Genomic DNA, 16,820 nt, shown 5'->3' with positions numbered 1-16,820 from the left:
CCGGAGGGTGGCTCAGGCGTCGCGGCGCCGGAGGATCACCGTGGCCAGGGTCAGCGAGGCGGCCGTCCAGGCGGCGAGGAGGAGCAGCCCGGTGGCGGGGCCGTAGAGATCCGCGTCGCCCGTGAGGAACTGCGTGCCCGCCGCCTGGGGCAGGAACTGCGCCAGGTTCGTGAGGAAGTCGAGGGGAATCGATTGAAGGATCGTCGGCACGATGAGCAGCAGCACGAACAGCACGGTGATGGTCCCGGCTGAACTGCGCACGATGGCCGCGAGGCCGATGGTCAGGACGCTCATGAGCATCAGGTGAACGGCGACGGCAAACACCCGGCCCGCCACGTGCGCGAAGTCGAACGTCGACTCGTCCATGGCCGCCACGCCCGCCACCACACCGAGCGCGGCGAGCACGATCCCGGCGCCGAACGCCACGACCCCGACGGTGAGACTCTTGGCGGTCAGCAGGCGCGCGCGGTCCGGCACGCACTGGAGGGTGTTGGTGATGCTCCCGGTGGCGTACTCGCCGGTGACGCACAGCATGGCGAGCCCGGCGACGACGAACTCGACGCCGTAGACGGTGGCGAGCGTCGCCGGGTCGGCGGCCGAGGCCTTCGCGTCATGGGTGACCGCACCGACACACGCGGCCGTCGCCCCCATCACGCCGGCCGCCGTCAGCAGGAAATACCAGGTCGAGCGGAGCGAGAACAGCTTGATCCGCTCGGCGGCCACGGCCCCGCGCAGACCGCCCCCGGCCATCCGCTGCGGTGTACGGCGCTGATCGGAGATCTGGGTGCTCACAGCCGTGCCTCCCCGAACTCGACGCTTCCTGCGGTCAGTTCCATGTATGCCTCTTCCAGTGACGCCTCGACGGCGCGCAGTTCATGCAGTCGTACGTGTACTTCGTGGGCCAGATCGCCGACGCGCTCCGGCGTCAGGCCCGTCACCACCAGCTCCTGCGCCGACACCCGCTGGACGTCGTGGGCCTCCGGCGCGAGCCGTCCCGCCAGGGCGTCCAGGCGGTCCGGCTCGGGCCCGCGCACACGGACCGTGTTGCGGGAACCGCGTGCGAGGATGTCGCGCATCGGCGCGTCCGCGATGAGCCGTCCCTTGCCGATCACGACCAGCCGGTCCGCGGTGACCTCCATCTCGCTCATCAGATGGCTGGAGACGAACACCGTCCTGCCCTGCTCGGCGAGCGACCGCAGGAAGCGACGGATCCAGAGCACGCCGTCCGGGTCGAGACCGTTGACCGGCTCGTCGAGCATCAGCACCTCCGGATCGCCGAGCAGCGCCCCCGCGATGCCCAGGCGCTGCCCCATGCCCAGCGAGAAGGAGCCCGCCTGCCTGCCCGCCACGTCGCCGAGTCCCGTGGCGTCGAGCACCTCGTCGACACGACGGGCGGGGATGCCGTGGCTGCGCGCCATCGCGAGGAGGTGCTTGTACGCGCTGCGACGGGGGTGCACGGCCTTGGCGTCCAGGAGCGCGCCGACCTCCCGCAGGGGGTGCGCGTGGTCGGCGTACCGTCTGCCCTTGATGAGAGCGGTGCCGGATGTGGGGTGGTCGAGGCCCAGGATCATGCGCATCGTGGTGGACTTGCCCGCGCCGTTCGGCCCGAGGAACCCGGTGATCTTCCCGGGCGCCACTTCCAGGGACAGCGCGTCGACGGCCGTCTTCTCGCCGTATCTCTTGGTCAGGTTCCGCAGTGTGAGCATCGTTCCCCAAGTCCCTCTAGGTGACCGCGTCTTCAGTACCCGCGCCTTCGGTGGCACGGGCGGCGACGACCTGAACGCTATGGAGCGACGGGGCACGGAACAGGGGACCTTGGTCAGCACCTGCCCTGCACTTTCGTAAGGTCCGAGGCGGCCGGGTAGCGTGCTCGCATGATCCGAGTGCTGCTTGCCGACGACGAGGCGATGATCCGGGCCGGGGTGCGGGCGATCCTCGGCACCGCCGAGGGCATCGAGGTCGTCGCCGAGGCGGCCGACGGGCGTGAGGCGGTCGACCTCGCGCTGGGGCACCGCCCGGACGTCGCACTCCTCGACATCCGGATGCCCCGGCTCGACGGCCTCCAGGCGGCGGCCGAACTGAGCCGGGTCTCGCCCGGCACGGCCGTGGCGATGCTCACCACGTTCTCCGAGGACGAGTACATCGCAAGCGCGCTCGGCTCGGGCGCGGCCGGTTTCCTCCTCAAGTCCGGCAACCCCCGCGAGCTGATCGCCGGGGTACAGGCCGTCGCCGAGGGCGGCGCGTATCTCTCCCCCTCGATCGCGCGGCGGGTCATCTCCCACCTCGGCGCGGGGCAGCTCGGCAAGCAGGCCACCGCCCGGACCCGCATCGAAGGCCTGACGGCACGCGAGCGCGAGGTGCTCGCGCTGGTCGGCGCGGGTCTCTCGAACGCGGAGATCGCCCAGCGACTGCACGTCGTCGAGGGCACGGTGAAGGCGTACGTCAGCCAGGTCCTCGCCCGTCTCGGCTTCAAGAACCGGGTGCAGGCCGCGATCCTCGCGTACGAGGCGGGGCTCGTCGGCGAGGAGTGAGCGCTCGGGCTCCTGGGCGCCGCCTGCTTCGCGACTCCTTCCCCGCTGCGGCCCCTTACTTCGCGACCCCTTACTTTCGTCGGGGGCGCGGGCAGGGGGTGATCGGCGATCCTTGACGGATGCGCGGCAGACACGGCTGGCTTCCCCGGCTCTTCGACATCGGGCTGTGGCTCGTGGTGTGCGCGCCGCCGGTCTCGGCCGCCGTCGGTCTCGACGGACATGACGCGGTCGTGGCGGCCGTGGGCGTCCCGCTGCTCGGGGGCGCTGTGGCCTTCAGCAGGCGGTGGCCGCTCGTGGCACTTGCCGTGCCGGTCGCGCTGAGTCTGCTGACGGACGCGGAGATGCTGACGCCCGTGTATTGGGCGGCGCTCGCCCTCTTCGGATATCTCGCGGGCAGCCGCAGTGTCACGGTGCGTCCCGCACTGTGGTTCTTCGGGGCGGCGGCCGCTGCCGGGCTCGTGCTGTGCGCGGTCGTGTCGAACGATCTGTGGGGCTGGCCCACGATGCTCCTGACGCTGCTGATCGGCGTGGTGCTGCCCTGGCTGCTCGGCCGCTACCGCCGCCAGTACGCCGACCTGATGGCCGCCGGATGGCGGCTCGCCGAGCGCATGGAGCACGAGCAGCAGGCCGTCGCCGACCGCACCCGCATCCGCGAACGGGCCAGGATCGCGGGCGACATGCACGACTCGCTCGGCCACGACCTGACGCTCATCGCGGTCCAGGCGGGCGTCCTGGAGGTCGATCCCACGCTCGACGCCCGCCAGCAGGCGGCCGTCGGCGAGCTGCGCGAGGCGGCGGGCGCGGCGACCGAACGGCTGCGGGAGATCATCGGCGTCCTGCGGGCCGACGACGAAGCGCCGCCCCGTGGGCCGTCGGAGGAGAGCGCGGACGCCGTGGTCGAGCGCGCGCGGGCCTCCGGGGTCGAGGTCACACTCGAACGGTCGGGCCGTACGGAGGACCTGCCGCCGATGGTCGCTCTCGCCGTCCACCGCGTACTCCAGGAGTCCCTGACGAACGCCGCCAAGCATGCCCCCGGCGCGGCGGTCCGGGCCCGCCTCGTGCGAGAGCCCGTGCGCGAGGACGACACGCTGCGCCTGACGGTGGTGAACGACCCGGCACCGGCGGGGCGCCTGCCCGGCGTCGCTTCGGGCGGCAGCGGCCTCGTCGGCCTCGATGAGCGGGTGCGCCTCGCGGGCGGGGCGCTGCGGGCGGAGCCCACGGACGACGGCGGCTTCGTGGTGGACGCCGAGCTGCCCGCGGCGGGAGCGGCCCCGCGCGCCGCCGACGCGCCCCGGCCGACCACCTCCGCCCGTGAACTGGAGCTGGCAAGACGGCAGATCAGGCGGCGGCTCACACAGGCGGTTCTCGCGCCGCTCGCGGTGCTTGCCGGGATCCTGCTGCTCATGATCCCCCTCAGCCTGATCAGCTCGGTCTGGTCGGTCCTCGACCGGGACGTGTACGACGGCCTGACGACCGGGGAGCCGCGCGGCGAGGTGGAGGCCCGGCTGCCGCGGTTCACCAGGGACGGCCCACCGGACGGCGCACCCGCGACGCCGCGCGGCCAGGACTGCACGTACTACAGCACGCACGTCATGTCGTCGGACGGCTACCGCCTCTGTTTCGCCGACGGGCGGCTCGTGTCCAAGTCGGTGGTGGGCGACGACGAATGACGGGGCGCCCCGTGTGACGGTACAGACTCAGGCAGGACCCGCGAACGAGAGGCAGTCATGGCGATGAGGCACCACGATCCGGCCGGACGGCTCCCCCTGGAGGGCATCACCGTCGTCAGCCTCGAACAGGCCGTCGCCGCGCCCTTCGCCACCCGTCAGCTGGCCGACCTCGGCGCCCGCGTGATCAAGGTCGAGCGCCCCGGCGGCGGTGACTTCGCCCGCCGTTACGACACCACGGTGCACGGCCAGGCCAGTTACTTCGTCTGGCTCAACCGCTCCAAGGAGTCCCTCACCCTGAACCTCAAGTCCGATGAGGGCAGGGCGATCCTGCACGAACTCCTCGCGGGGGCCGATGTGTTCGTGCAGAACCTCGCCCCCGGCGCTGCCGACCGCCTCGGCCTCGGCGCGGACGAACTCCAGTCCCGCTACCCCTCGTTGATCCCCTGCACCCTCACCGGGTACGGGACCAGCGGAACTTGGGCGGAGCGGAAGGCGTACGACCTCCTTGTGCAGTGCCAGACCGGACTGCTCTCGCTGACCGGCACCCCCGACGAGGCCGTGCGGGCGGGTATCTCCGTCGCGGACATCGCAGGCGGGATGTACGCCTACACCGGCATCCTCACCGCGCTCTTCACCCGGGCGACCACAGGGCGCGCACCGGCCGTCGACATCTCCCTCTTCGACGCGCTCGCCGAGTGGATGAGCCAGCCCGCCTACTACACGCGCTACGGCGGCACGCAGCCGCCGCGCGTCGGCGCCCGGCATGCCACGATCGCGCCCTACGGCCCCTTCACCGCGTCCGACGGCAAGGACGTCCTGCTGTCCGTGCAGAACGAACGCGAGTGGGCCGCTCTGTGCGAGCAGGTCATCGGCCGGCCCGAGCTGGTCGACGATCCGCGGTTCGCCACCGGCTCCGACCGTGTCGCGCACCGCGACGAACTCGACGCGATCATCTCCGCACGCTTCGCCGGACTCGGCGGCGAGGAGGCGATGGAGCTGCTCGACCGCGCCAACATCGCCAACGCGGGCGTCAATTCGGTCGCCGAGTTCCTCGACCACCCGGCCCTCACCGAGCGCGAGCGCTGGCGGGAGGTCGCGGTCCCGGGCAGCTCGTCCCCCGTACAGGCGCTGTTGCCGCCCGCGAATCTGAGCGGCGTCGACCCGCGCATGGATCCCGTACCGGCCGCGGGCGAGCACACCGAGCGGATCCTCGGGGAGCTGGGGCGCGCCCCGGACGACATCGCCCGGCTGCGCGAGTCGGGGGTGTGCGGATGAGGGGTGTGCGGATGAGGGGTGTGCGGACGCACGCGGGGTGAGCCCCGCCCGGCTCAGGCGACGCCGAGCCCTTCGAGCACCACGGCGTTCGGCAGCTCGGCGAACGCCTTGCCCGGCACGATGAGCTTGCCCCGGCGCCTTCCGCTGCCGACCAGGACGTACGGCAGGTCGACGACGGCGGCGTCCACGAGCAGCGGCCAGTCGCCCGGCAGGCCGATCGGGGTGATGCCGCCGTACTCCATGCCGGTCTCGCCGGTCGCCGTGTCCATCGGGGCGAACGAGGCCTTGCGGGCGCCGAGTTGGCGGCGCACGACGCCGTTCACGTCGACGCGGGTCGTGGAGAGGACCAGGCACGCGGCGAGCGAGGCCTCGCCACCGCGCTTGCCCGCGACGACGACGCAGTTCGCGGACCGCTCCAGGATGTCTCGGCCGTAGTGCTCCACGAAGGTGGCGGTGTCGGCCCACCGCGGGTCGGTGTCGACGTGGAGCACCTGCTCCACGGGGATCGTCCCGCTCCAGCCGCGCACGGCCTCGGCGACGGGCGCCACCAGGAGGTCGAGGGCATCGGGCGCGGCGCGGACGTCGTCGAAATCTCCCATGGGTGCACGCATGGCCGCACGCTAACAAACCCGGCGGGACTCAGTACGAGGAGGCGTGCGCCGGCGGCACCGACACCGACATGGTCATCTCCACCGGCTCGGCCCCCTTGTTGTGGTAGCCGTGCGGGACGTTCGCCTCGAACGACGCGGCCGACCCCGCGGGCACGAGGTGCTCCACGCCGTCCACGAGGAGCGTCAGTTCGCCCGCCGAGACGTGCAGCAGCTCCATGGTCCCCGGCGGGTGCGCGTCGGAGTCGCTGCCGTCGCCGGGCATCAGCTTCCACGCCCACAGCTCGAAGGGCCCGCGCGCCTCGGTCCCGACAAGGAGGGTCGTGCTGCTGCCCGCCTCCGTCGACCACATCCGCACCGCCTGCTCCGGTGGCACGAGCCGGACGTGGGAGCCCTGTTCGTAGTCGAGGAGGGTGGTGATGCTGACGCCCAGGGCGTCGGCGAGCTTCACCGTGATGCCCACGCTGGGGTTGGTCCTGGCCTGCTCGATCTGGATGATCATGCCGCGGCTGACGCCCGCGCGGGCCGCGAGCGCGTCGAGCGTGAAGCCGCGTTCCGAGCGCCAGCGCTTGAGGTTGCGCGCGAGCGACTGAGTGAGCTGGTCGAGGTCCGACACATTCCGTCCAATATTATGGATGACAGAGTTCATGATACTGAACTACGGTGTGGTGCACCTAAAGGTTCACCACACTGTACTGCGAGGATCCCCGATGACAGCACTGTTCGCCTTGGCCACCAGCCTGCTGTACGGCCTCGCCGACTTCGGCGGCGGGCTGCTGACCCGGCGGATCCCCGCGCTCACCGTGGTGGTCGCCTCGCAGACCGTCGCCGTGATCGTCCTCGGCGTGATCGTGGTCGCCACGGGCGGCTGGACGGAGTGGGGCCCGCAGCTGTGGTTCGCGGTGGCCGCGGGGCTCATCGGCCCGGTGGCGATGCTCGCCTTCTACAAGGCCCTGGCCGTCGGCCCGATGAGCGTGGTCTCACCGCTCGCCTCCGTCGGCGTCGTCGTACCGGTGGCGGTGGGTCTCTTCCTGGGCGAGCGGCCCGGGGTCCCACAGTTCGCCGGGCTCGCCGTCGCCGTCGTGGGCATCGTGCTCGCGGGCGGCCCCGAGCTGCGCGGCGCCCCCGTGCAACGGCAGGCCGTCCTGCTCACGCTGCTCGCGGCCTTCGGCTTCGGCGCTGTCCTCGCCCTCATCTCCGAGGCGTCGAGCAACCTCACCGGCCTGTTCCTCGCCCTGTTCGTGCAGCGGGTGACGAACGTGGCCGCGGGCGGGACCGCGCTGTTCGCCTCCGTGCGGCGCGGCGGCGTCGCACTCCCCGAGGGCACGGGCATGGGGCTGATCTGGGCGTCGCTCCCGGCGCTCGCCTTCGTCGGCCTGGCCGACGTCGCGGCCAACGGAACGTACTCACTGGCGGCCCAGAACGGCCCGGTCACCCTGGCCGCGGTGCTCTCCTCGACGTACCCGGTGATCACCGCACTGGCGGCACGAGCGGTACTGAAGGAACGTCTGCGCGGGGTCCAGGCGGCAGGCGCAGGCCTGGCACTGGTGGGCACGGTCCTGCTGGCCAGCTGAGCAAGACCGCCGAGGAGCGCCCCGAAGGGCGCGGGGAACTGCGCGACAAGCCCCCACGCACCCGCAGCCGAGGGAGCCACCGGCTCACCCCTCCCCCAACTCCCCCAGGGCGAGCAACTGTTCCGGCGTGACACCGTCAGGAATGGGCACGGGCGCGGGCGTCCGCAGCGGCGGCTGCCACCCCGCGTCCGGGTCCCAGGTCCGCACCACGCGGGCCGGCGCTCCGGCCACCACGGCGTGGTCGGGCACGGAGCCCCGCACGACCGCCCCCGCGGCCACCACGACATTGCGCCCGATCCGCGCCCCGGGGAGGATCACCGCGTTCGTACCGATCCAGCAGCCGGGGCCGATCTCGACGGGCTCCATACGCGGCCACTGCTTGCCGATGGGCGTGTGCGGATCGTCGTACGAGTGGTTCGTGGACGTCACATAGACGGTGGGCCCGAAGTAGCAGTCGTCGCCGATCGTCACCGTCGTATCGGCGATGACGTGGCTGCCGCGGCCGAGCACGACGCCGTTGCCGATGCGCAGGATCGGGTCGGGGCCCAGATCCAGGTCGGGCATCATCCCGGCGGTGAGAGTGACCTGCTCGCCGATGATGCAGTGGTCGCCGATGCGGATCCACGGCTCACCGAAGACGGTCCCCTGGGGAAAGGCGAGCCTCGTGCCCTCGCCCAGCGCGCCGAACCGCAGCCGCCCGGGCCGCCGCGCGGTCACGGCCCCCGTATCCCGCACCCACGCCCAGCCCGCGTGGACGGCGCGCTGGGTCGCGCGGCGCCGCCAGTCGGCGACCGCGGATGAGAACGTGTTCCTGTTCTTCGGCACGCGCTCACGTTACTCAGCCCCGCGCGCCCCGGTGAGCCCGGACCCCTGTGATCTTCACCCCACACGGCTGCGCGCCCGCCCGCGTCCCGTACGGTTCCGCCAGGCGCGAGACACGTACGAATGGAGAATCCGATGAGCCACGAGGCACTCATCACCGGGATCGGCGGCAAGAACCCGAAGATCGATCAGGACGCCTTCACCGCGCCCACCTCGGTCGTCATCGGCGAGGTGACGCTGCACGCCGGTGCGAGCGCCTGGTACGGGGCGGTTCTGCGGGCCGACGGCGGGCCGATCGTCGTCGGCGCCGACAGCAACATCCAGGACAACTGCAGCCTCCACGTCGACCCGGGCTTCCCGATGATGATCGGCGAGCGGGTCTCGGTCGGCCACAACGCCGTTCTGCACGGCTGCACCGTCGAGGACGACTGCCTGATCGGCATGGGCGCGACGGTACTCAACGGCGCGGTGATCGGCGCCGGTTCGCTGGTCGCCGCGCAGGCCCTGGTGCCGCAGGGGATGATCGTGCCGCCCGGCTCACTCGTCGCGGGCGTACCGGCCAAGGTGCGCCGCACGCTCACCGACGAGGAGCGCGCGGGCATCACCCTCAACGGCACGATGTACGTCGAGCTGGCCAAGGCCCACCGGGACGCCCACGCCGGGTGAGGCGAGTGAGGCGAGTGAGGTCAGTGAGACGGGTCGGCGGCCGGAACGGGTGCCGAATCGGCCGCCGTCGACTCCGACTCCCCGCCGTTCTCGGCCTCGCGCGCCGCCGCTGACTTCTTGGCGCGGCGCTTGACGAACAGCATGGAGCCGACGCCGATCAGCACGGCGATGGCAAGACCGAAGTACGAGAACCGCTTGAGCCAGTCCTCGGCGACGACGCCGATGTAGTAGATGACTGCGGTGGTGCCGCCCGCCCAGATGATGCCGCCCAGGACGTTGGCGATGAGGAACTTCCAGTACGGCATGCGAAGGACGCCCGCGAGCGGTCCCGCGAAGATCCGCAGCAGGGCGACGAAGCGGCCGAAGAAGACCGCCCACATGCCCCACTTCTGGAACGACTGCTCGGCGCTGCCGACGTTCGCCGCGCTGAAATGCTTGGGGAACTTCCGTTCCAGCCAGGCCAGGAGTGGCCGGCCGCCCTTGCGTCCGATCGCGTATCCGATGGAGTCGCCGATGATGGCACCGGCGGTGGCGCAGATCCCGAGGACGACGGGGTTGAGCTCGCCGTGCTGCGAGGAGAGCAGGGCCGCGGAGACGAGGACGATCTCACCCGGCAGCGGAATGCCCAGGCTCTCCAGCCCGATGACCACGCCCACCAGCGCGTAGATACTGACGGCCGGTACGGTCTCCAGCCATTCCTGGACGTGCAACGCCGGTTCCTCCTGTGCTGGTGTGCCTGTACCCGGCGTGCGCGATCCCCCCGGAGCGCGCACGCCGGGCAGCCTACCCGCTCACCCGGCGTCGGCCGGGGCGGAGCCCTCTCGGTCTTCGAGGTCCCAGAGATCGCAGCGGTGCTCACGGGCCACCGCGGTGCTCAGCTCGTTCCCGCCTGCGGAGGCGGTGCGCAGCGAGAGCACCTGGCCGGGCCGCGTGCGCTGGTCGGGCGCGGTGGGCTGGCCGTGGGCGCGGGGCGGACCGCCGTGGAGGAAGGAACCCCAGTACTGGACCATCTGCCGCGCCAGGTCCCGCTGTTCCGCGTCGAGCGGCGTCGGGAGCCCGAAGTGCTTGAAGAGGTACTGCACTTCGTTGACGTGGGTCGCCCCGAAGTCGAACGTCTTGCCCGCCTCGCGGATCGAGGCGAAGGGCGGGGATGTGCGGTCGGCGAACTCATAGGCGTAGACGGGGCCGCGGCGCGCGAGTGCCTTGTCCATGCGCAGTGCCGGGCAGGCGAACAACTGGTCACCGGAGGCGGCCGCGTACGCGTGCGTCGGTGAGGCGTGCCCGGCCACCGGATAGCGCTTGAGGACCTTGGCGCCGAGGTCAGGGCCGTACGCCTGGGTGAGCGCGCCCGGATACCGCTCCTCGGTGAGCGGCTCGCCCTGCCCGTCGAACCGCCCGTAGGCGAAGAGCCGCCCTTCGTCGCTGTTCGCGCCGTTCAGGACGGGCACGCGTGAGGCGCTCCCGTTCTTGTACGCCTGCTCCGGCTGGACCGGAAGGAAGTCGCCGCCCGCCACCGGAGCCCAGTCGAATCCGGCCTGCGCCGCGAGGATCTCCTCGGCGGGCTTCTCGCGCAGACAGGCGGGGGCGGTCGCCGGGTCGGGGCAGCCCGCCTTCTTCGCGAAGGCGGCGCCTTGTGTGAGCGCCTCCTTGCGCTCGCGGGCAGCGCAGTCCCCGTACGCGCCGCTCTCCACGACGGCCGCGCGGTAGAGGCCCTTGGCGGCGGGCGAGGCGAGCTGGGTGCAGACGGAACGGCCGCCCGCGGACTCGCCCGCGACGGTGACGCGCTGCCGGTCGCCGCCGAACGAGCCGATGTTGGCGCGCACCCAGCGAAGGGCGGCCTGCTGGTCGAGCATGCCGTAGTTGCCCGAGACGTGGTCGGACGCCTCCGTGTCGAGCCCCTCTCCGGCGAGGAACCCCATGGCGCCGAGGCGGTAGTTGACGGTCACGACCACGGAGCCGGTGCTGCGGGCGAAGGCGTCGGGCACGATGTCCTCGCCCGCGCCCGCGGTGAGTCCGCCGCCGTGCAGCCACACCAGGACGGGACGCTGCCCGTGCTGCCCCTTGGGCGCGTAGACATTGAGGTCGAGGCAGTCCTCGGTGTGGCTGGGATTCTCGTAGCCGGGATCCCAACTGGACGTCTGTACACAGCGGTTGCCGAACGAGTCCGCATCGCGCACGCCCTGCCAGGGCTCGGCGGGGCGGGGTTCCTTCCAGCGGAGGTCGCCGACGGGTTGCCGAGCGTACGGAATACCGAGGAACTGCCGCCCCTCGGCGTCGGCCTGGCCTCGCAGCCAGCCTCCGTCCGTCCGGACGAGCGTGCCACCGCCCGTGCGGGGCGCGTCCTGCGGCGCGGCCTGCGCGGCGTGCGGGGTGAGCAGGGCCGCGGCGGCGGCCATGACGACGAAGGCGGACGCGTTTCGTCCCGTTCTTCTCCTGCGGCTCATGCAGCGACTCCCCTGGATGACGTCGGCCCACTGGCGGCGGGAAAACTATGACGGTCGTTGACTCGTGTCAATAAGGTGAACGAAAGACCAGGGAAACAGAGGAGGAGAGGTCACGAGAAAGCCCGCGGGAAACCCGCCGCACGCGAAGAGAGCGGCGCCTCGCCGGCAGGCACCCCCGTGACCCGGCCGACGTGACGCCGCTGTGTTCAACGAACGTACGGAAGTGAACGCCCGTACGCGACTCAGTTATTGGGACGCAGCGTCCAGACCACGGTCATCTCGCCGGTCACGGCGCCGTCCTCGCGCTGGATCGCGATCGACACCGGGAACTCGGGACGCTGCCCCGCGTCCAGCTCGGCGACGACCTCGGCGGCCGGGCGCCCGAGGGTCGCGGTGGCGGTCACGGGCCCCATGGCGAGCTTCTTGTACGCGATGTCGGCGCGGACGGCGAGGGGCACGGCCCGCGAGAGCTGCTCCCCGAACGCGGCGAGCACGATCGCACCGCTCGCCGACTCCCCCAGCGTGAACATGGCACCGGCGTGCGGCCCGCCGACGTGATTGTGGAAGTCACCCTGATCGGGCAGGGCGACCACGGCCTTCTCGGGCGCGGTCTCGCGGAACTCGAGGTTCAGGGTCCGGGCCATCGGCACGGTGGCGGCGAGCATCTCGCCTATCGACATCTGGTCAGCGCTCATGGCGCGATGTTACCCACGGGTAGCGTCCTTTGGCCAGGAGCCTGCCCGACGTAGATCGCGGTCACCTATGGTTGCTGCGCATGTGGCCAGGAGAGCAGCAGCCCGGGGGCGGGCAGAGTCAGCAGCCGAATCCGTACCATCAGCCGGGGTACCGGCAATCGGCGCCCTGGAACGCGCCCACCGGGCCCGGGAACACGCCACAGGCTCCACAGGGCAGCGGCGGGGGCGACGGCAACAGGACCAAGGTCATCGCCATCGTCGCCGCGGCCGCGGTCGTGGTGGCCGCCGGTGTCACGGGCTTCCTGGTCCTGGGCGGCGACAAGGACGACGACGCGAAGCCGGGCCCCACGCCGTCTTCCGCGTCCAAGTCTCCGAGCCCGGCCGGGTCCAAGGACACCGAGCGCGGTGTCGGCGGCGGGCCGAAACCGACGATCGCGGGCTGGACGACGGCCGTGAACACCGAGCGCGGCATCGCCTTCGACGCACCGCCGCAGTACGAGCTCAGGTCGCGCGACTGGGTCACGGCCCGCGGGGAGGCCGATGACCCCGACAGCCTCCTGATCGGGATGGGGGGATCTGCCGTGCTCAAGAAACAGTGGTGCCGGAGCGATTCCGACCGGGACGGCGTCAAGGACGACACGCCGCTCGCGGAGGCCGGCAGCAGGGGTAACCGCGACGCGAAGAGCACCGAACAGATCGCCAAGGAGAACTCGGCGATGTGGGTGTACGGCGCGTATTCCCAGCCCGACCGGAAGAACATCACGACCAGCGCCGTGGAGCCGTACACCACCGACTCCGGCATCAAGGGCAGCCTGGCCACGTCCTCGTCCTCCGGCGTCAAGAGCAAGGACAAGTGCCGGACGGACGGGAAGGCGACCACCTTCGGATTCAGGGACTCCAAGGGGAAGTTGGTCTCGTGGTCGTTCTTCGGCGCCAAGGGTGTGAGCGATGAAGTGCCGGACGCGACGGTCAAGAAGATGCTCAGCACGGTGCGTGAGTACGAAGACGGGTCCTGAGCGACCGCACCGTCACGGCCTCCGCGACCTGACGTCGCCGCGCTAGAAGATCCTCAATACGGTGCGTCCGCACGGCGACCCGACGGGGGCCTGAATCGTTTCGTACGCCGGTGGGGCTTGTGACCCGATGTGCCGACGCCCCCGTGGGGGCAGCGATGACATCAGGCCACAAGCCCCTCTATGGTTACTGCCCATGTGGCCAGGACAGCAGCCGCCCGGGGGCGAGCAGAATCCGCAGGACCAGAATCCCAATCCGTACCAGCAGCCGGGGTACCAGCAGCCGAACCCGTATCAGCAGCCGGGATACCAGCAGCAGCCTCACTCGGGCTCCTTCTCGCAGCCCGAGCAGCCGCAGTGGGCGGCGCCCACACCACCGCCGATGCCGCCCCAGCCGGGCGGCGGCGGTCAGGGCGGGGGCGGGAACAAGACGAAGGTCACCGCGATCGCCGCGGCGCTCGCCGTCCTGGTGGCCGCCGGTGTCACCGGCTTCCTCGTCCTCGGTGGTGACAAGGACGACGAAGCGAACGGGAAGCCCGGGAAGGCTCCCGCCAAGTCCGCGTCCCCGAAGCCGAAGCCGAGCCCGACCGACGACGGCGGCACCGAGCGCGGCACGGACGGCGGCCCGAAGCCGACGATCAAGGGCTGGCAGGTCGTCGTGAACCCCAAATGGGGCACCGCCTTCGATGTCCCGGCCGACTGGGAGGTGCAGACCGGCGACACCTTCATCGGCTTCGAGGACAACGAGAAGGGTGACGGCAGCGTACTCATCGGCATGTCCGCGCCCGCGTACTACAAGTCGAAGTGGTGCTCCTCCGACGACGACAAGGACGGCACGGCCAGCGACGTCGCCCTCGGCGCGGTAGGCACCAAGGGCCAGAACGGCGCCAAGAACACCAAGGACGTCGCCCGCAACGACTCCGCGTGGTGGGTCTTCGCCGGTTACACGGGCCAGAAGAAGGCCGACAAGAAGAAGATCAAGATCGGCAAGCCGGAGTCGTTCACCACCGCGTCGGGCATCAAGGGCACCGTCGTGACCTCCACCACGTCCGGAGTCGTCAAGGAAGACAAGTGCGACTCGAACGGCAAGGCCACCACGTTCGCCTTCATGAACTCCGAGGGTGAGTACGTCGCGTGGTCGATGTACGGCGCCAAGGACGTCAAGGACGAGATCCCGGACGCGACGGTCCAGAAGATCCTGAAGACGGTGCGGCTGAACGGCGACGGCGACGGGTCCTGAGACGAGTCCCGCTCCGCTGACGGGGTCCGCCCCCTCAGCCCGTAGGCCTCCAAGCCCGTAAGCCTCCAAGCCCGTAGTGAAACGGTTTGGCAAGTCGGTGTTCCGGCGGCGATAGTCCCCTGGTGACCAATCCCGCAGCCGTGCGCCGCCCCTCCTGGGCCGGGCGCAACTACAGCCTGCTGACCGCCGCCGCGATCGTGACCAACCTGGGCAGCCACGGCGCCCTGATCGCGGCGGCGTTCGCTGTGCTCGACTCCGGCGGCGACGGCGGGGACGTCGGTCTGGTGGCGGCGGCACGCACGCTGCCGCTCGTGCTCTTCCTGCTCATCGGCGGCGCCGTCGCCGACCGGCTGCCGCGCCACCACGTGATGGTCGCGGCCAACGCGCTCAACTGCCTCTCGCAGGCGGTCTTCGCGGTGCTCGTCATCTCCGGCACGCCTCCGCTGTGGTCGATGATGCTGCTCACCGCGCTCGGCGGCACCGGCCAGGCGTTCTTCGGCCCCGCCGCCGAGGGCATGCTGATGTCGACCGTCAGCGGCGAGCAGGCGAGCCGCGCCTTCGCCCTGTACCGCATGGCGATGCAGGGCGCCGGGCTCGGCGGCGCGGCGCTCGGCGGCCTGATGGTCGCCGCGATCGGTCCCGGCTGGGTGCTCGCCGTGGACGCGGCGGCGTTCGCGGTGGCCGCGGCCCTGCGCTCGTTCCTGAACGTGAGCCACATACCGGCGCGCGAGCCCGGCGGTGGGCTGCTCTCCGATCTGCGGGAGGGCTGGCAAGAATTCATCGGCCGCCCGTGGCTGTGGGCCATCGTCGCGCAGTTCTCCGTGGTGGTGGCGGTGGTCGGCGCGGCCGAAGCCGTCTTCGGGCCACTGGTCGCCCGGGACGAGCTGGGCGGCGCCGGACCCTGGGGGCTGGCACTCGGGGCGTTCGGCGCGGGCACGGTCGGCGGCGCGTTCCTGATGATGCGGTGGAAGCCGCGGCGCCTGCTGCTCGCGGGCACCCTCTGCGTCTTCCCGCTCGCCATGCCGTCGGCGGCGCTCGCGGTGCCGTTGCCGGTATGGGGTCTGGCGGCGGTGATGTTCGTCAGCGGCGTCGCGATCGAGGTGTTCGGCGTCTCCTGGATGACGGCGATGCATCAGGAGATCCCCGAGGAGAAGCTGTCGCGGGTCGCCGCGTACGACTGGTTCGGCTCGGTCGCGATGGTCCCGCTCGCCACGGCGCTCGCGGGCCCCGCGGAACTCGCCTTCGGCCGTTCGGCCTCGCTGTGGGGCTGCGCGGCGCTCGTGGTCGTGGTGACGGCGCTCGTGCTGTTCGTCCCCGACGTACGCAATCTGACGCGGCGCACGGCGTCGACAAAGGTCGCCAAGGCGACCTCTTCTTCCACCGCTCCCCCGGTCGAGCCGTCAGCCGATGCTGAAGGCCCCGTCGGGCGGCTCGGGTGACGCGACCGCGTCCGCGTCGCGCACCGGCTTCGCGTCACCTATGAACAGGCGCAGCGCCGCCCCGTGCTCGACACGCGCCGGAAAGACGTCGGCCGCCGCACGGCGGGCCAGCGCCTCGACCTCGATCTCCTCGCGCGAGGCGACGAGCACCGCGTTGCCGAAGCGGCGTCCGCGCAGCACGGTCGGTTCGGCGATCAGCGCGACCTGCCCGAACACCTCGGTGAACGTGGCGAGCTGGGAACGCAGGAAGCCGAACGGCGCCCCGTCGGCGAGGTTCGCCGCGTAGACGCCGCCACCTCGCAGGACCCGGTCGGCGGCGCGCGCGTAGGCGAGCGACGTCAGATGGGCGGGCACCCGTGAGCCGCCGAACACATCGGCGACGAGCACGTCGGTGCTGTCGGGCGCCGCGGCTTCCAGCCACTGCCGGGCGTCCGCGCCGTGCACGGTGATCCCGGAGTCCGTCGGCAGCGGCAAGCGCTCGGCGACCAGTTCGAGCAGCCCCCGGTCGGCCTCCACCACGTCCTGCCGCGAGCCCGGCCGGGTCGCGGCGACGTACCGGGGCAGAGTGAGCGCGCCACCGCCGAGGTGGGTCACGTCCAGTGGACGGTCGGGGTCGCCGGCGGTGTCGAGGACGTGGGCGAGGCGCTGTGCGTACTCGAACTCCAGATGCGTGGGCGCGTCCAGATCGACGTACGACTGGGGCGCTCCGTCGACCGTGAGCAGCCAGGCGCGAGGCCGGTCCACGTCCGGCATCAGCTTGGCGGTGCCATGGTCCACGTCCTTGATGACGGCCATGGTCTCGTCCGCGCGTTCGTCGTCGGTCACCGCTCCATTGTGCCCGCC

Annotated in this window: 17 protein-coding genes; 8 read left to right on the top strand and 9 right to left on the bottom strand. The window is 71.5% G+C overall.

Going from position 1 to position 16,820, the window contains the following annotated elements; translation table 11 throughout:
• Window positions 1–12 precede the first annotated feature (12 nt).
• The gene (locus ACFVXC_RS15200) at window positions 13–792 is read right to left on the bottom strand and encodes an ABC transporter permease subunit (RefSeq protein WP_389905446.1); all 780 of its coding nucleotides are present in this window, start codon (window positions 790–792) and stop codon (window positions 13–15) included.
• Window positions 789–1,706 (bottom strand): ABC transporter ATP-binding protein, encoded by a 918-nt coding sequence (locus ACFVXC_RS15195; RefSeq protein ID WP_389905445.1) that lies wholly within the window; start codon window positions 1,704–1,706, stop codon window positions 789–791. The genes ACFVXC_RS15200 and ACFVXC_RS15195 overlap by 4 nt, the downstream gene beginning before the upstream one ends.
• A 168-nt stretch (window positions 1,707–1,874) precedes the next feature.
• Between ACFVXC_RS15195 and ACFVXC_RS15190 the strand changes: the two genes are divergently transcribed.
• From ACFVXC_RS15190 to ACFVXC_RS15180, 3 genes are all read left to right on the top strand, one after another.
• Window positions 1,875–2,531, top strand: coding sequence for a response regulator (locus ACFVXC_RS15190; protein WP_389905443.1), 657 nt, complete (start codon window positions 1,875–1,877; stop codon window positions 2,529–2,531).
• Window positions 2,532–2,650: 119 nt separating this feature from the next.
• Window positions 2,651–4,201, top strand: a complete 1,551-nt coding sequence (locus ACFVXC_RS15185) for a sensor histidine kinase (RefSeq protein WP_389905441.1) — start codon at window positions 2,651–2,653, stop codon at window positions 4,199–4,201.
• 57 nt (window positions 4,202–4,258) lie between these two features.
• Window positions 4,259–5,476, top strand: a complete 1,218-nt coding sequence (locus ACFVXC_RS15180) for a CaiB/BaiF CoA transferase family protein (RefSeq protein WP_389905439.1) — start codon at window positions 4,259–4,261, stop codon at window positions 5,474–5,476.
• A 53-nt stretch (window positions 5,477–5,529) separates the two neighbouring features.
• On the opposite strand, the gene ACFVXC_RS15175 is transcribed toward ACFVXC_RS15180, so the two are convergent.
• Window positions 5,530–6,087, bottom strand: a complete 558-nt coding sequence (locus tag ACFVXC_RS15175; protein ID WP_389905438.1) for a YbaK/EbsC family protein — start codon at window positions 6,085–6,087, stop codon at window positions 5,530–5,532.
• 28 nt (window positions 6,088–6,115) lie between these two features.
• The gene (locus ACFVXC_RS15170; RefSeq protein WP_389905936.1) at window positions 6,116–6,700 is read right to left on the bottom strand and encodes a helix-turn-helix domain-containing protein; all 585 of its coding nucleotides are present in this window, start codon (window positions 6,698–6,700) and stop codon (window positions 6,116–6,118) included.
• Between the two features lie 94 nt (window positions 6,701–6,794).
• On the opposite strand from ACFVXC_RS15170, the gene ACFVXC_RS15165 reads away from it, so the two are divergent.
• Complete coding sequence (locus tag ACFVXC_RS15165; protein WP_389905436.1) at window positions 6,795–7,658, top strand: EamA family transporter; 864 nt, start codon at window positions 6,795–6,797, stop codon at window positions 7,656–7,658.
• Between the two features lie 84 nt (window positions 7,659–7,742).
• Here the strand turns inward: ACFVXC_RS15165 and ACFVXC_RS15160 are convergent, their stop codons facing one another.
• Window positions 7,743–8,483, bottom strand: coding sequence for an acyltransferase (locus tag ACFVXC_RS15160; RefSeq protein ID WP_389905434.1), 741 nt, complete (start codon window positions 8,481–8,483; stop codon window positions 7,743–7,745).
• Between the two features lie 132 nt (window positions 8,484–8,615).
• On the opposite strand from ACFVXC_RS15160, the gene ACFVXC_RS15155 reads away from it, so the two are divergent.
• Window positions 8,616–9,146 (top strand): gamma carbonic anhydrase family protein, encoded by a 531-nt coding sequence (locus ACFVXC_RS15155; RefSeq protein WP_389905432.1) that lies wholly within the window; start codon window positions 8,616–8,618, stop codon window positions 9,144–9,146.
• Window positions 9,147–9,166: 20 nt separating this feature from the next.
• Here ACFVXC_RS15155 and ACFVXC_RS15150 read toward each other — a convergent pair whose 3' ends face one another.
• The 3 genes from ACFVXC_RS15150 to ACFVXC_RS15140 all read right to left on the bottom strand — a co-directional run bounded on the left by ACFVXC_RS15150 (window position 9,167) and on the right by ACFVXC_RS15140 (window position 12,270).
• Window positions 9,167–9,856, bottom strand: coding sequence for a DedA family protein (locus tag ACFVXC_RS15150; RefSeq protein ID WP_389905430.1), 690 nt, complete (start codon window positions 9,854–9,856; stop codon window positions 9,167–9,169).
• An 81-nt stretch (window positions 9,857–9,937) separates the two neighbouring features.
• A complete protein-coding gene (locus ACFVXC_RS15145; RefSeq protein WP_389905429.1) occupies window positions 9,938–11,590 on the bottom strand; it encodes a carboxylesterase/lipase family protein in 1,653 nt (550 codons plus the stop codon).
• A gap of 242 nt (window positions 11,591–11,832) precedes the next feature.
• On the bottom strand, window positions 11,833–12,270 hold the full coding sequence (locus ACFVXC_RS15140) for a DUF4442 domain-containing protein (protein ID WP_389905934.1): 438 nt from the start codon (window positions 12,268–12,270) through the stop codon (window positions 11,833–11,835).
• A gap of 95 nt (window positions 12,271–12,365) precedes the next feature.
• Between ACFVXC_RS15140 and ACFVXC_RS15135 the strand changes: the two genes are divergently transcribed.
• From ACFVXC_RS15135 to ACFVXC_RS15125, 3 genes are all read left to right on the top strand, one after another.
• Window positions 12,366–13,301, top strand: a complete 936-nt coding sequence (locus ACFVXC_RS15135; RefSeq protein ID WP_389905427.1) for a hypothetical protein — start codon at window positions 12,366–12,368, stop codon at window positions 13,299–13,301.
• Between the two features lie 193 nt (window positions 13,302–13,494).
• Entirely contained in the window at window positions 13,495–14,538 is a 1,044-nt protein-coding gene (locus tag ACFVXC_RS15130) for a hypothetical protein (protein ID WP_389905426.1), read from the top strand.
• 119 nt (window positions 14,539–14,657) lie between these two features.
• A complete protein-coding gene (locus tag ACFVXC_RS15125) occupies window positions 14,658–15,977 on the top strand; it encodes an MFS transporter (protein ID WP_389905932.1) in 1,320 nt (439 codons plus the stop codon).
• Here the strand turns inward: ACFVXC_RS15125 and ACFVXC_RS15120 are convergent.
• Window positions 15,939–16,772, bottom strand: a complete 834-nt coding sequence (locus ACFVXC_RS15120) for a spermidine synthase (RefSeq protein ID WP_389905931.1) — start codon at window positions 16,770–16,772, stop codon at window positions 15,939–15,941. The genes ACFVXC_RS15125 and ACFVXC_RS15120 overlap by 39 nt on opposite strands.
• Window positions 16,773–16,820: the final 48 nt, after the last annotated feature.

Origin of the sequence: Streptomyces sp. NPDC058257, assembly GCF_042881845.1 — a bacterium.
In the GTDB taxonomy this organism is placed as follows: domain Bacteria; phylum Actinomycetota; class Actinomycetes; order Streptomycetales; family Streptomycetaceae; genus Streptomyces.
This window is presented reverse-complemented; position numbering and strand designations above follow the sequence as displayed.

Bases quoted from the DNA above. Each gene is read 5' to 3' on its own strand.
- ACFVXC_RS15195 (WP_389905445.1), bottom strand. From the start codon at position 1,706: ATGCTCACACTGCGGAACCTGACCAAGAGATACGGCGAGAAGACGGCC.
- ACFVXC_RS15190 (WP_389905443.1), top strand. From the start codon at position 1,875: ATGATCCGAGTGCTGCTTGCCGACGACGAGGCGATGATCCGGGCCGGG.
- ACFVXC_RS15185 (WP_389905441.1), top strand. From the start codon at position 2,651: ATGCGCGGCAGACACGGCTGGCTTCCCCGGCTCTTCGACATCGGGCTG.
- ACFVXC_RS15180 (WP_389905439.1), top strand. From the start codon at position 4,259: ATGGCGATGAGGCACCACGATCCGGCCGGACGGCTCCCCCTGGAGGGC.
- ACFVXC_RS15175 (WP_389905438.1), bottom strand. From the start codon at position 6,087: ATGCGTGCACCCATGGGAGATTTCGACGACGTCCGCGCCGCGCCCGAT.
- ACFVXC_RS15165 (WP_389905436.1), top strand. From the start codon at position 6,795: ATGACAGCACTGTTCGCCTTGGCCACCAGCCTGCTGTACGGCCTCGCC.
- ACFVXC_RS15155 (WP_389905432.1), top strand. From the start codon at position 8,616: ATGAGCCACGAGGCACTCATCACCGGGATCGGCGGCAAGAACCCGAAG.
- ACFVXC_RS15145 (WP_389905429.1), bottom strand. From the start codon at position 11,590: ATGAGCCGCAGGAGAAGAACGGGACGAAACGCGTCCGCCTTCGTCGTC.
- ACFVXC_RS15140 (WP_389905934.1), bottom strand. From the start codon at position 12,270: ATGTCGATAGGCGAGATGCTCGCCGCCACCGTGCCGATGGCCCGGACC.
- ACFVXC_RS15135 (WP_389905427.1), top strand. From the start codon at position 12,366: ATGTGGCCAGGAGAGCAGCAGCCCGGGGGCGGGCAGAGTCAGCAGCCG.
- ACFVXC_RS15130 (WP_389905426.1), top strand. From the start codon at position 13,495: ATGTGGCCAGGACAGCAGCCGCCCGGGGGCGAGCAGAATCCGCAGGAC.
- ACFVXC_RS15120 (WP_389905931.1), bottom strand. From the start codon at position 16,772: ATGGCCGTCATCAAGGACGTGGACCATGGCACCGCCAAGCTGATGCCG.